Annotated in this window: 11 protein-coding genes and 1 riboswitch; of the genes, 10 read left to right on the top strand and 1 reads right to left on the bottom strand. The window is 59.6% G+C overall.

Translation table 11 applies throughout. From position 1 onward, the window contains the following. The first annotated feature begins 205 nt into the window (after nucleotides 1–205). Nucleotides 206–1900: an alpha/beta hydrolase gene (locus D1222_RS03485; protein ID WP_119452830.1), complete on the top strand. Its 1695-nt coding sequence runs from the start codon at nucleotides 206–208 to the stop codon at nucleotides 1898–1900. A 111-nt stretch (nucleotides 1901–2011) separates the two neighbouring features. Here D1222_RS03485 and D1222_RS03480 read toward each other — a convergent pair whose 3' ends face one another. Next, nucleotides 2012–3421: a tetratricopeptide repeat protein gene (locus D1222_RS03480; protein WP_119452829.1), complete on the bottom strand. Its 1410-nt coding sequence runs from the start codon at nucleotides 3419–3421 to the stop codon at nucleotides 2012–2014. A gap of 222 nt (nucleotides 3422–3643) precedes the next feature. Between D1222_RS03480 and cobT the strand changes: the two genes are divergently transcribed. From cobT to D1222_RS03435, 9 genes are all read left to right on the top strand, one after another. Further along, on the top strand, nucleotides 3644–4657 hold the full coding sequence (gene cobT / locus D1222_RS03475) for a nicotinate-nucleotide--dimethylbenzimidazole phosphoribosyltransferase (RefSeq protein ID WP_233348492.1): 1014 nt from the start codon (nucleotides 3644–3646) through the stop codon (nucleotides 4655–4657). Further along, nucleotides 4654–5412, top strand: coding sequence for an adenosylcobinamide-GDP ribazoletransferase (gene cobS, locus D1222_RS03470; RefSeq protein WP_119452828.1), 759 nt, complete (start codon nucleotides 4654–4656; stop codon nucleotides 5410–5412). Before cobT ends, cobS begins: the two co-directional genes overlap by 4 nt. Further along, a complete protein-coding gene (gene cobC / locus D1222_RS03465) occupies nucleotides 5403–5921 on the top strand; it encodes an alpha-ribazole phosphatase (protein ID WP_119452827.1) in 519 nt (172 codons plus the stop codon). The genes cobS and cobC overlap by 10 nt, the downstream gene beginning before the upstream one ends. 11 nt (nucleotides 5922–5932) lie before the next feature. Beyond that, entirely contained in the window at nucleotides 5933–6535 is a 603-nt protein-coding gene (gene cobO / locus D1222_RS03460) for a cob(I)yrinic acid a,c-diamide adenosyltransferase (RefSeq protein WP_119452826.1), read from the top strand. A 57-nt stretch (nucleotides 6536–6592) separates the two neighbouring features. Continuing rightward, nucleotides 6593–6782: riboswitch (cobalamin riboswitch) on the top strand. Between the two features lie 174 nt (nucleotides 6783–6956). Beyond that, nucleotides 6957–8804 carry a TonB-dependent receptor plug domain-containing protein gene (locus tag D1222_RS03455; RefSeq protein WP_119452825.1) on the top strand — a complete coding sequence of 616 codons (1848 nt, stop codon included), beginning with the start codon at nucleotides 6957–6959 and terminating at the stop codon, nucleotides 8802–8804. Between the two features lie 9 nt (nucleotides 8805–8813). Continuing rightward, nucleotides 8814–9659: an ABC transporter substrate-binding protein gene (locus tag D1222_RS03450; protein WP_119452824.1), complete on the top strand. Its 846-nt coding sequence runs from the start codon at nucleotides 8814–8816 to the stop codon at nucleotides 9657–9659. After that, a complete protein-coding gene (locus tag D1222_RS03445; protein ID WP_119452823.1) occupies nucleotides 9656–10645 on the top strand; it encodes a FecCD family ABC transporter permease in 990 nt (329 codons plus the stop codon). Before D1222_RS03450 ends, D1222_RS03445 begins: the two co-directional genes overlap by 4 nt. Then, nucleotides 10638–11399 carry an ABC transporter ATP-binding protein gene (locus D1222_RS03440; protein ID WP_119452822.1) on the top strand — a complete coding sequence of 254 codons (762 nt, stop codon included), beginning with the start codon at nucleotides 10638–10640 and terminating at the stop codon, nucleotides 11397–11399. Before D1222_RS03445 ends, D1222_RS03440 begins: the two co-directional genes overlap by 8 nt. Next, the gene (locus D1222_RS03435) at nucleotides 11396–12883 is read left to right on the top strand and encodes a cobyric acid synthase (protein WP_119452821.1); all 1488 of its coding nucleotides are present in this window, start codon (nucleotides 11396–11398) and stop codon (nucleotides 12881–12883) included. Before D1222_RS03440 ends, D1222_RS03435 begins: the two co-directional genes overlap by 4 nt. The last annotated feature ends 10 nt before the right edge of the window (nucleotides 12884–12893 follow it).

Here is a 12893-nt window from a genome sequence, read left to right as displayed (position 1 = left end):
TGGGCCTACCCACCCCTCATCCCCCCACCACCCAGCTGCCGCCCGGATTGAACATCCGGGCGGTTTTCGTTCGTATCGCAATGGATTTTCATGCTCTTGAGCCAGTTTACAATCTGAGTGCCAGGAAAGGGCCCGGAAGCGCCAATATGAGCACTGCTGAGCGATTTGTATTAGACTGATATGTGAATTCATCTATCTATAGCGGATGGATCGATCATTCCATGATGTGCTGGATGCAGCTTACGAGTTGCCGGAAGAACCAGAAGCTTTTGACCGCTTTTTGAACGAAGCCAAACGCTATCTCTTCGGCGATGAGGCAGGAGCGGTCATTGCAGATCATGTCGCCATGGTTGAGGACGATGATCCCTCGCTGGACCGTCACACCAACCGGCTCGACAGATTGATCCAGAAGCTGGTCCAGGCTGAAGGTCCGACAGCCACGCGCTTTCACGCCATCCTCAACATTTCATCCTCAGGTTCGGTCAAGGGTAATGGCGCGGCCGAGCGGCTGTTTCATTGCGAGTTTCCCATGACACTTGATGCCTTGCCGCTGGATCATGAGGCACTGAGGTTTATCCGCCGCTATCTGTCGATGACGCCCATCAATCAGGTCGACGATCAGGTGTTTCTGGCAACGGTCGAAGCCGATGACACACGATCATGTATGGCACTCATTCAACGGCCTGCAGATGCTGACGGTCTGGCGCGTATCAGTGTTTCGTACATCGACTGGTCTGAGCGTCTCCTGACCCGGATCGGCGCGGCTTTCGGCCTGACATCGACAGAAACCTCGGTGCTTTCCGGGTATCTTCATAACCAGACACCGGGTGACATTGCAGAGGAGAGGGGGCGCTCGCTCGAGACGATCAAATCGCAATCGAAGTCGATCCTGAGGAAGAGCGGTTGCGCGCGGATGAGCGATGTCATCCACATCGCAGCGAGCATCGCCTATCTGCTCCGTGAGATGCCCGACACGGCCGTCGAGAGCTCGGCGCCGCTACGCTGGGAAACCCCGAAAGACGGGCTCCAGTTCTGTCAGGATCGCGATGGCCGAGAGCTTGCCTGGTACCGCGTCGGGAGCGGGACCCGTCCGGCGCTCTTCATTCATGGTCTTATCCAGGGTCCTTTCTTCTCAGAAGCATTCATCCAGCGCCTCAATGAAAATGACCTCTTCCTCATCTGCCCGTCACGGCCAGGTTTTGGATACTCCCAGCCCAGTCTGACGCGGAAAGAGTATAACCAGACAGTCGTAAACGACTGCGTTGATCTGCTGGCACGTCTTAAGGTCTCCTCATTGCCGGTTATTGTGCACCAGGGCGGCTCCAGCCACGGTTTCCGTATTGCGACAGAGCTCGGAGATGCTTGCGAGGGCCTGTTGATCGTCGATGGCGGCGTTCCAGTGCATGACGAGGCAAGCCTCCGCTATATGGATAGCGGTTCTAGAATGATGGCCGCCGCGAACAGGCGTTCGCCCAGCTTCCTAAAGATGCTGACCCGACTTGGCCTCGCAACTTACCGCGTGCGGGGTATCGACGCCTTCCTGCGCGAGCTTTACGGCAATTCGGCGCCTGACATGGCTGCACTTGAGAATGCTGAAATCTCTCGCCTCGCCGCTGAGGGCATTTTTCACGTCACCGAGCAGTCAGCCGAGATCTGGGTCCGGGATGGCAATGCCGCGATGGCGGATTGGGAACAGGACTTCGAAGCCTATCGCGGCGCTCAGGCCTGGTTGCTCGGCGAGGATGCGAAGATCCTCGATCCGGCCTGGGTCCAGACGCGGCTTGATAAATGCGATCCGGAGAAGGTCAGCCTGTCCGTGATTGCAAATTCCGGGAACACGTTGCTGTACACGCACCCAGATACCATCGTGGCCGAACTGTTGCGTCTTCACGCACCTTGAACTTTTCTTTTCTGTTGTGGGGCTTGCTCAGTCGGCCTCCATTGCCTGAGCGAACAGCCAGCCCTGCCCCAGGGCAGGACTGGTCTTGGCGCGGCGTGATCGAGTGGCGTTCTAGTAGTCCGCACACTCCGGGCGCGTCGTGAAAAGACCATCCCGAGAGGTGATAGAGCTATTGCTGCAATAGCTGGGCTTCCAGTCTTTGAAGCTGTTGCCGAGCGCCTCGATCTGTTCACCTAGAGTCGGCGTCCGCTGAATAGGCTGCACAGGGCGTTGAAGGTCAGCGATCATCTGCTCATTGCGGCGATCGATTTCAGCGTTCCGGGCTGCCCGCGCATCAAGCTCCTCAACAAAAGCACACCCTTCAGCAAAGCCGAGTGAGCATGATTTTGCGTAGAGGTGCCGGTTGTGATTATCGCCATCCAGCCAGAACGTATTGCTGGCATAGGTGTAGCAAGCCCAGCCATCGCCGGTGTCGCAAGCAGCTCTCGCATATTCGGTCGTCTTGGCATTCTCCGCGCCAAACCCTCGATAGGCCGCGACGGCAGCCATGGGGCAGTTGGCGTCTGACGGCTCGGCGTCGCACGCCTGTTGATATGCGGCGAAACTCTTCGCGTAGTTTTCGTCGGTAAAGGCAAGCTGACCTTCAATGGCGCAGGCGCCCATATTGCCTAGTTCGCAGCCTTTCTGGGCCATTGTCCGGGCCGAAACGGGGTTCTTCTCGACGTTGTTGACGCCGTGATGAAATGCTGAGGCAGCAAACTCGCAGTTCTTCGCATTCCCCATCTCGCAGGAGCGATAGAGCGCGTGCTCAGCTTGCTCAGGTTCCGCTGGAACACCTTCGCCGCCGCGGAGGAAATAGTAGGACATATAGCATCCGAACGATACGTCCTCGGCGTCAAAATAGGCATCGTCACCGGGCTCTGAGATGCAGGCGCGCCTGTACCCGATCAGAGACTTCTCAGCATCCACCTGAACGCCTTCTTGCGGACTGTACGGACTGAACCACAGGCCTTGAGCGAAACATGCTGACGGTGAGCCACGTTCACATCCAATGGCGTAAGAATTTCCAACATAATCAGGGTCATAGGCGGCGTGATCTTCGTCATTGAACGTAATCGCGCCTGCAATGCAGGTGACCGGGTCACCATTTATGCAGCGTACGGCCATCGCCTCTTTGAAAACGCTGAGCGCGGCAGGTTCGTCGACCGGTTTGTTGTCATCGCCGACAACCATTCCGGTTGCATACTCGCACATCTCCAGATTGCCATAGCGGCAGGCCTTGAGAAGATAGTAGCCCGTATAGGTCCGGCTTACTGGGACGCCATCGAGTCCCTTCAAGTGTTGATTGGCAAGGTTCTCACAAGCCTGGTAGCCGCCTTCCTGACCGCATTGCGCAACCCACTCAGGATTGCCGCGGTCGGGCAGGTTGGCTGGCTCCATGGCCATCGCAGTCGGCTCGACAACACCGTGCAGGGCGACCACCGACGCAACCGCTTTCCAGTGGCGGATAAAAGGCATCATCTACTTCCTCCATCAAATGATGGAAGAATAGACGGTCCCTACTTCTCTTCGCCTCACCCCAGAGGGTGAAAACGCATCTGGAGGTCAGCGTGATCTGTAATGTTTCTGGACATGCTGGCGAGTGATGATCGAGTTGCGTTGCTACAGTGGCCAATCGGCGGACGGGACCTCACGAAAAAAAACTTTCTGGCTCTGCCCCCATCGGGACGATAGAGCGGCGGCATGACCATGCCCAATGAAGACTTTCAGACATCTCTGCAACGCGCCATTGATACCAAGACGAAGCCCGTCGGATCGCTTGGACGCATGGAGAAGCTGGCCGCCCGTATCGCTACGGTCCAGAACTCGCTGCAGCCTGTTATGTCACGTTGCCAGCTCTCGATTTTCGCGGCCGATCACGGGATGGCGGTGGCCGGCGTGTCTGCCTTCCCGCAGGACGTTACGCGGCAGATGGTGGCTAACTTTTTGGCCGGCGGGGGTGCAGCAAATGTGTTCGCGCGCACGCTGGATGTCGACGTGCAGGTGGTCGATTGCGGTGTGGCGGGCGAGCTTATGGCGAACCCCGCCCTCGTGTCGCGCCGGATAGACGCGGGGACGGCTAATGCGATAGCCGGGCCCGCAATGACAGCCGCCGAACGGGACCAGGCGCTGGCCAACGGCCACGCAATTGGCGGCGCCGGTGATCACCACGCTGCGTGTTTCGGCGAAATGGGTATCGGGAACACGTCGTCGGCAAGTCTTGTTGCTGCAAAGATTCTGGGACTTCCGGTCGAAGCGCTTGTTGGGCGGGGCACAGGTCTGGACGGGGAAGGCTTGCGGAAGAAAAAGGCGCTGCTGGAGGACGCGGCGGAGCGTACGCCAGACAAACTTTCGGCGGCCGCGGCGCTGATGGAATATGGAGGCTTCGAGATTGTCACCATGACCGGCGCCATGATCGGGGCGGCCGAAACCGGAAAGATCGTTATCGTGGATGGCTTCATTGCAACCGCTGCAGCGCTATGCGCGCGCCACATTGCACCAGACTGCGAGCGCAGCTTCATCTATGCCCACCGCTCCGCCGAAGCCGGACATTCAAGAGTTCTCTATGCACTGGGAGCCGATCCGCTGCTCGATCTCGATATGCGGTTGGGCGAAGGCACCGGCGCTCTGCTCGCCTGGCCGCTGGTGAAAGCGGCGGCAGCGATGTTGCGTGAAATGGCGAGCTTCGACAGCGCGGGCGTCAGCGGCCCGGCATGAAGCACGAATTTGCCAAACTTGCCCTTGCTATCCAGTTCCTGACGCGTATTCCCCTGCCGGTCGAGCCGGGTTACACGCCTGAGCGAATGGCGGGCACGCCTGCATATTATCCCTTGGTCGGGGCATTGGTTGGCGCTGTGTGCTCCGGGGTCTTCTGGTTAGCTTCACTTGGCCTTCCCGTCTTCGTTAGCGTCCTTTTGGCGCTCGGCGCGGGAATTCTGCTGACAGGCGCGTTTCACGAAGATGGCCTTGCTGACACGTTTGATGGCATCGGTGGTGGGCTGACCCGCGAGAAATCGCTCGCGATCATGAAAGATAGCCGGATTGGCACTTATGGCACGGCGGCGCTGGTGGTCATCCTGTTGCTGAAGACGGCGGCCTTGGCGGCCATGTCCGTTGGTATGATAGCCATTGTGCTTATCGTCGGCCAAGCTTTGTCGCGGCTTTCAGCTGTACTGGTGATCGCGACCAGCCGGTACGTGCGCGACGAAGGCACGGGCAAGCCAGTAGCGACGGGCCTGTCGCTTGCCGGACTCTCCGTTGCCTGTCTGACAGGTGCGCTGGTCATTTCCCTCTGGCCACTGCTGCAACCCTTCCCAGCGATGCTTTGCGGTCTCGCAGGATTGATGTCTGGTCATGTCCTCATGAGGCTGGTCTTCGAGCCCAAGCTCGGCGGTTACACGGGTGACACGCTGGGCGCGGTCCAGCAGGTCAGCGAAACCGGTTTCTATCTTGGTCTCCTCGTATGGCTGTGACGCTGCTGCGCCATACCCGCCTCAATGTGGCGCCAGGCATCTGCTACGGCGTAAGCGATATCGAGCTGGCAGAAAGTTTCGATCGAGAGGCCGGTGCGATCCTTGAGGAGCTTCCCGACTTCGACCGTATCGTGACCAGCCCGCTATCGCGCTGCCGGCGGCTGGCCGATTACATTGCCGCGCACACAAACCGGACGGTCAGTGAAGAAATCCGCGTGCGTGAAATGGATTTCGGTCGTTGGGAAGGCCAGCCATGGAGTGATATCCCGCGCGTCGAAATCGATGCCTGGGCGGAGGACTTTCTGCATTCTTGCCCACACGGCGGAGAGAGCGTCGCCATGTTGCGGGCCCGCGTGCTGGACGCGCTGCGCGATTATCGCACCACCGACGGGCATACCTTGATTGTCACGCATGCTGGCGTCATCAAGGCAGCCCTCGCCGCCAACGAGACCGCCGAAAGCCACGCCGTCGGCATAGACTTCGGCGCCTTTGTTACGCTGATCGACTGAAAGGACATCTCATGACTACCGAGCAGACTCATAGCGACAGGATGAAGGCGCTCCAGGCCGAGCAGCAAAAGAAAACCTCCGAGGCCCGAGATCCGGGCCGAGGCCTCGTGCTGGTTCACACCGGTAATGGCAAAGGCAAATCCAGCTCAGCCTTCGGGGTGATCATCCGGGCTCTTGGCTGGAAGCAGACAGTCGGTGTTGTCCAGTTCATCAAAGGCAAATGGATTACCGGCGAGAAACAGTTCTTCATGAGCTTCAAGGACCAGGTTGACTGGCACACTATGGGTGAAGGCTTCACTTGGGATACGCAAGACAAGGATCGCGATATCGCGGCCGCCGAAGCGGCATTCGCACGCGCCGCTGACATGATGCAAAGCGGCGCTTATGACCTCATCGTACTCGACGAAATCAATATCGCGCTGCGCTATGACTATCTCGATGTCGCTGCGGTTATCGAGACCCTTAAGGGCCGTTCGACACGCACGAGTGTCATTCTGACGGGCCGAGACGCAAAACCAGAACTCTGCGAGTACGCTGATCTCGTCAGCGAAATGACCGAAGTGAAGCACCCGTTCAAAGCCGGCATCAAGGCACAGCGCGGCATCGACTTCTAGGCGTTGCCGCCGCGTCAGAAGCGATAACAAGCCTATTGACAGGCGTTCGCACTTGCAACATCAGAGCGCTCAGATGGTGCTCCCCTAACAGGGGGCTAAGAGGGAAGCCGGTGTAAATCCGGTGCTGTACCCGCAACTGTCAGCCGGGAGCTGATGGCCAACCAAGCCACTGGGACACTTGACCTGGGAAGGCGGCCAAAGGCGATGATCGGCGAGCCAGGAGACCTGCCATCGCGTCGTTCGTCCGGAGGCCGGGAAAAGTTCTCAGCGGGCGGGAAGGCTGATGCCTCTCCTTTTGTAACGACATCCTGAAAAGAAACCGGCTGGCCGCCCGCATGAACCATTGGGTCATGGGCCAGATTTTGTCGTTATAAATAGCACCTGTCTTAACGGGCGGCGGGGTGCGAAGAGGGGAATTCCCATGTCGTACAAAACGGCACTTCTCGGCGCGGCTGCCATAAGCATTGCCATGCCTGCTTTCGCGCAAACCGAACAGACAGAGGAAAGCCGGCTGGGGCCGGTTATCGTGGAAGGCTCGCGGCTCGATCAGACCGCGACCGAGATTGGCTCGAGCGTCAGCATCATTTCGGAAGAGGATCTTGAGAAGCTAGACCTCGATTTCGCAATTGACGCGATCGCGACGGCACCAGGCGTCACGATTAATCAGAATGGTAGCTTTGGCGGCTCTGCCAGTGTCCGCATCCGTGGGGCTTCCTCTGGCCAGACTCTCGTCCTGATCGACGGTGTCCCTGTTGGCGACCCGTCCGCCACCGACGGCAGCTTCAACTTTGCCTTTCTCGACACCGCCAGCATTGAGCGGATCGAAGTTCTCAAGGGCCCGCAATCGACCCTGTGGGGCTCCGACGCCATTGGCGGTGTGGTGTCGATCACCACAAAAGAGCCAGAGCCTGGGTTTGGCGGCAACGCCTTTGCCGGATACGGTTCGTTTAATACGTTGCGCGGCGGCGCTTCGGTCGAAGGCGCAAACGAAACTGGCGACTTCCGACTTTCGGCGTCTGGCATTTCGACAGACGGCATCTCCAAAGCCGACGAAGACAACGGCAATACCGAAGACGATGGTTATGAGTCGACCACCCTGTCCGCGAAGGGTGGCCTGAACCTGCCAAGCAATGCGCGCCTGGAAGCCACTGTCCTCTACACTGACGCTGAATCCGAATATGACAGCTATTCGGGGGGTGCTCAGGGCAATGTCGCGGATGGCGACGAAGTTACCCAGAACGAGACACTGGCGGGCAACCTCTCGCTCCAGCTGCCGCTGTTCGACGACCGCCTGGAAAACCTCTTCCTCGTTGGTTATTCCGATATCACGCGCGAGAATTTTACCAACGGCGCCCAGAGCTATTTTGCTGAAGGCGACCGGTCGATATTCCGGTACCAGGGGACGTTCGAGATCAACGACATGAACACCGTGTCGTTTGGTGCTGAGCGTGAGGAAACTACGGCTAATGGCGAAGACGCCGATACCGACAGTCTGTTCGCCCTCTACGAATTAAAGCCTGTCCAATCGCTGACGCTGACTGCTGGCATCCGCAATGATGATGATAGCCGCTTCGGCTCCGAGACGACGGCGCGTCTGGCTGCGGCCTGGAACCCGACGGATCAGGTCACTGTCCGGTCAAGCTGGGGGCAGGGCTTCAAGGCGCCAAGCATATTCCAGTCAACTTATATTTGTACCTTCTGCGGCCTTACCGAGCCGAATGCGAACCTCAAGCCTGAGACATCGGAAGCATTCGATATCGGAATTGAATGGCGTTCGGCCGATGGACGGGCGGAAGCCGGCATCACCTATTTCGGCCAGGACACAGAGAACCTGATCGATTTCTCCTTCACGGCCGGATACGACAATATCGCAAAAGTCGAGAGCAAGGGTGTCGAACTCTTTGGTGCCTATGTTCTGACAGACTGGCTGAGCGTGAGCGGCAATTATACCGTGATCGACGCCGAGGACGGCAATGGCAATGAGCTGAGCCGGCTGCCAGAGCAGTCTGGCAATGTAACACTTGCCTTTGATCCGGATGGCCCATTCTCCGGTGCTGTCCTTGTCCGCTACAATGGTGATGAAGCCAATACCAATGGTACGACGCTCGATGGCTGGACCCGTGTGGACCTGACCGGCCGCTACGCACTCAATGAGAGTGTTGAGCTCTATGGCCGCGTCGAAAACCTGTTTGACGAGGATTACCAGCAGATTCTCGGCTATGGCACGCCGGGCCTGTCCGGTTCGGTTGGCATCCGGCTGCGTTACTAGGAGCAGCTCATGTCGAGACTGGCGACCCTTTCTCTTGCCGGACTTTGTCTGGCTGCCTGTGGCGCTCCTCCCACGCCGCAAGCGGGCAACACAGACCGTCCGATGCGGATCGTCAGTCTCGACTATTGCGCCGATCAGTATGTGCTGAAGTTCGCAGACCCGGAACAGATCCTTGCGATCTCGCCCGATGGTGTGAAGGACTTTTCCTATATGCGCGACCAGGCCGTCGGTGTCCCGACTGTGAGGCCTGTTGCTGAAGACGTTCTGATCCTGAAACCTGACCTCGTCGTTCGCGCCTATGGCGGCGGTCCCAACGCCGAAGCGTTTTTTGAGCGAGCAGGCGTGCCGGTTCTGACAGTGGGGTGGACATCGAACGTGGACACCGAGGAAGTCGGCTCGATTCCTAGCCTCATTCAACAAATGGCAGACGGACTTGGCCAGAGTGAACGCGGACGCGCGCTCGTGACCGATTTCCGCGCAAGGCTCGCGGCTATCGACAGGAGGGCAGGCGGCGAAGAAGCGCTTTATCTGACGCCCGCCGGTGTGACGACGGGACCGGGTGCCATGGTCCACGAAATGCTGGTCTCGGCAGGCTTCGAGAACTTTCAGGAGCAGCCAGGCTGGCGCTCCATTCCGCTGGAGCGGCTCGCCTATGAGCGACCGGACGTCATCGCCGCCGCATTCTTCGACCAGCAGACCAATCACCCGGACTCCTGGAGCCCGATGAATCATCCTGTTGCCGAACGGCACATGGACGAGGTGCCGGTCGTCCCACTGAAAGGCGCGTGGACGGCCTGCGGCGGCTGGTTCATCCTGGACGCAATCGAAGCGCTTGCAGAAGGGGGCGCATCTTGAGCGGACGTCTTCTCGTTCCCATTCTCGCTGCAGCCTCGCTTCTGGCTATATTCGCGGCCTGCCTGCTTGGCTCCACCCCTCTGCCGGCAGACCGCGTTCTTGCAGCCTTTTTCGGGGGGGCGGACGTCGGCGACCGGCTCGTCGTCTGGCAGATCCGGCTTCCGCGGGCCATTGCCGCATTTGTAACTGGCGCAGCTCTCGGGATCAGCGGCGCAGCGCTGCAAGGCCTGCTTCGAAACCCGCTCGCTGAACCGGGCGTACTTGGTGTTTCCGCCTCGGCCTCGCTGTTTGCCACCTTTTCTCTCTATTACGGTTTGGCTACGCTCTCCTCCTGGGTGCTGCCGATCGCAGCGATAGCGGGTGCCCTGGCCGCGACAGCGCTCATCGCACTGGCAGCAATCAGGACACGCTCGGTCGTGACACTCATCCTCATCGGTGTCGGCCTTTCAAGCTTCTCCGGCGCGGCGATGAGCCTTCTCATGAACCTCGCGCCGAACCCGTTCTCCCTGTCGGACATGATCAACTGGATGCTTGGTTCAGTTGCAAACCGCAGCTTTCAGGAAGTGGGGCTAGCGGCTCCTTTTCTCATTCTCGGCGGCGGCATTCTTCTGTTCTCCAGACGCGGGCTCTCAGCTCTTACGCTCGGTGAGGAAGCGGCAAGCGGGATCGGTCTGAACCTGCGCAACCAGCGCATACTGACGGTTCTAGGCGCTGGCCTTGCGACTGGGGGCTCGGTTGCTCTCGCTGGTGCGATTGGCTTTGTAGGCATTGTCGCGCCGCACATCATTCGCCCATTCGTCAGGCACGATCCGGCCCGCTCGCTCCTTCCCTCGGCACTTCTTGCCGGACTGATCCTTGTCCTCGCTGACATCGGTGTTCGCCTGCTGCCAACCTCGAACGAGCTCAAACTTGGTGTAGTTGCCGCACTCATCGGCGCTCCGGCCTTTGTCTGGATCGCAATCCAGAGGCGGGCGCTCAATGGCTGAACTCCTGACACGCGATCTCACGGTGATTGCTGGCAAGGCTACACTTGTTCGCGCAGCAAACCTGTCCCTCCGCACCGGGGAATTGGTTGCGTTGCTCGGACCGAACGGTGCCGGCAAGACAAGTCTGCTACGATCGGCCCTTGGTCTGGAAAAGCGAGCGACCGGATCCGCATTGCTCAACGGCGCAGACAGCGAACGCCTCTCTCCGATGCAACGCGCCCGCCAGGTCGCCTACCTGCCTCAGCAGCGTCCACTCGCATGGCCGAACACGGTCCGCGATGTCATCGCTCTTGGTCGCTTCGCGTATGGCGCGGCTCCCGGCCGGCTGAGTGCCGCGGATGCCGAGGCTGTCGATCGGGCGATTGGAGTATGCGACCTCTCGACCTTGACCGAGCGCCAGGCCGATACGCTATCTGGCGGCGAGCTCGCCCGCGTACACTGCGCCCGCGCCTTTGCAGCGGAAGCGCCGCTCCTTGTGGCCGACGAACCGGTCGCGGCGCTCGATCCACGCCACCAGTTCCGGATCATGGACATGATGCGGACCTTTGTGAACGATGGCGGCGGCGCCCTCGTAGTGTTGCATGACATCGCACTTGCGGCGAGATATGCCGACCGCATGGTCTGGATGAAGGATGCAGAAATCGTGGCGGATGGGTCGCCGGAAGACACGCTAACGACTGAACGCATGGCTGAGATCTATGGCGTCCGGGCGCGGATCGACGGGCGCTCGGTGGAGATCGAAGGCGCTATATGACGGCGAAAGCCTTGATGCTGCAGGGCACCGGCTCTGATGTCGGCAAGTCCGTCCTGACAGCAGCCCTATGCCGGATCGCGAAACGCCGCGGTCTCAGCGTGGCGCCGTTCAAGCCGCAGAACATGTCGAACAACGCTGCTGCCTGCGCGTCGGGGGGCGAGATTGGCCGCGCTCAGGCGCTCCAGGCACTAGCTTGCGGCCTGGAACCCCACACTGATTTCAATCCTGTTCTACTGAAACCTGAGACAGACAAACGCGCGCAACTGGTCGTGCACGGCAAGGCAATCGGGGCGATGGAAGCAGCGCATTACATGGCGCACCGAGGTGACCTCATGGACCGGGTCATGGAGAGCTTTGAGAGGCTCGCTGCTGCCCACGACATCATCATGATTGAAGGCGCTGGCAGCCCGGCGGAAATAAATCTACGCGCCCGAGATATCGCCAATATGGGCTTCGCCCGCCGCGCTGGAGTTCCTGTCTGCCTTATAGGGGACATCGACAAGGGCGGCGTCATTGCCGGCCTCGTCGGCACAAAGACTGTACTGGACCCGGCTGACGCCGCGATGATCACCGGCTTCCTGATCAACAAATTCCGAGGCGACCCGGCGCTGTTCGACGACGGTGTGACTGCAATCGAGGAAAAGACCGATTGGCCCTGCTTTGGCGTCATACCGTGGCTGAAGGCGACGTCGCACCTTCCAGCTGAAGACGCTGTCGTGCTGGAACGGCCCGCAGCGCTCTCGGGCGGTCAACTCAAGATCGCCGCGCCCATGCTGTCGCGAATGGCGAACTTTGACGATGCTGATCCACTCAAGCAGGAAGCCGGGGTGGAGTTTGAGTGGGTCCGTCCTGGCAGGCCAATCCCGCGCGACGCTGATGTTATCATTCTTTTTGGCACCAAATCGACCTTGGGGGATCTTGGCTTCCTGCGCGAGCAAGGCTGGGACCATGACATCATTGCTCATGCGCGCGGTGGGGGCCGTGTGCTCGGCATCTGCGGTGGCTATCAGATGCTCGGCAAGCGGATCGCAGACCCTGATGGGGTCGATGGGGAGCCCGGCGAGGCACCCGGTCTCGGACTTCTCAATGTTGAGACCCAGATGACAGGTCGAAAGCAGGTCGCGCCAGCGAGCGCTCACTGCTCTCAGACCGGGGCGTTTGTAAGTGGATACGAAATCCATACGGGGCGGACGACGGGTCAGGATACCGCTCGCCCAATGTTCGATCTGGCAGGAGCCATTGAAGGGGCGCGATCGGCAAATGGGCGCATCGAGGGCACCTATCTGCACGGTGCGTTTTCGAGCGATGTTTTTCGCCGCGATTGGCTACAGCGGGCTGGAGGTGTGGCCGATGCTGGGTACAGCCATGCCGCAGCAATTGAGCGTGCACTCGACGAGTTGGCCGATGGCGTCGAAGCCAGCGTCGATATAGACAGGCTCTTCAGCCTGGCGAGGCAGCCGGGTTGGAAACCGACACCCGGGTGACCTCAGCAAT

The organism is Henriciella algicola, assembly GCF_003576245.1.
Lineage (GTDB): Bacteria > Pseudomonadota > Alphaproteobacteria > Caulobacterales > Hyphomonadaceae > Henriciella > Henriciella algicola.
The sequence above is the reverse complement of the archived record's forward strand: the minus strand, read 5'-3'. Positions and strand labels throughout refer to the sequence as shown.

Coding starts and splice junctions, on each gene's coding strand:
- D1222_RS03440 (WP_119452822.1), top strand. CDS start 10,638: ATGGCTGAACTCCTGACACGCGATCTCACGGTGATTGCTGGCAAGGCT.
- cobT (WP_233348492.1), top strand. CDS start 3,644: ATGACCATGCCCAATGAAGACTTTCAGACATCTCTGCAACGCGCCATT.
- D1222_RS03480 (WP_119452829.1), bottom strand. CDS start 3,421: ATGATGCCTTTTATCCGCCACTGGAAAGCGGTTGCGTCGGTGGTCGCC.
- D1222_RS03455 (WP_119452825.1), top strand. CDS start 6,957: ATGTCGTACAAAACGGCACTTCTCGGCGCGGCTGCCATAAGCATTGCC.
- cobO (WP_119452826.1), top strand. CDS start 5,933: ATGACTACCGAGCAGACTCATAGCGACAGGATGAAGGCGCTCCAGGCC.
- D1222_RS03435 (WP_119452821.1), top strand. CDS start 11,396: ATGACGGCGAAAGCCTTGATGCTGCAGGGCACCGGCTCTGATGTCGGC.
- D1222_RS03485 (WP_119452830.1), top strand. CDS start 206: ATGGATCGATCATTCCATGATGTGCTGGATGCAGCTTACGAGTTGCCG.
- cobC (WP_119452827.1), top strand. CDS start 5,403: ATGGCTGTGACGCTGCTGCGCCATACCCGCCTCAATGTGGCGCCAGGC.
- D1222_RS03450 (WP_119452824.1), top strand. CDS start 8,814: ATGTCGAGACTGGCGACCCTTTCTCTTGCCGGACTTTGTCTGGCTGCC.
- cobS (WP_119452828.1), top strand. CDS start 4,654: ATGAAGCACGAATTTGCCAAACTTGCCCTTGCTATCCAGTTCCTGACG.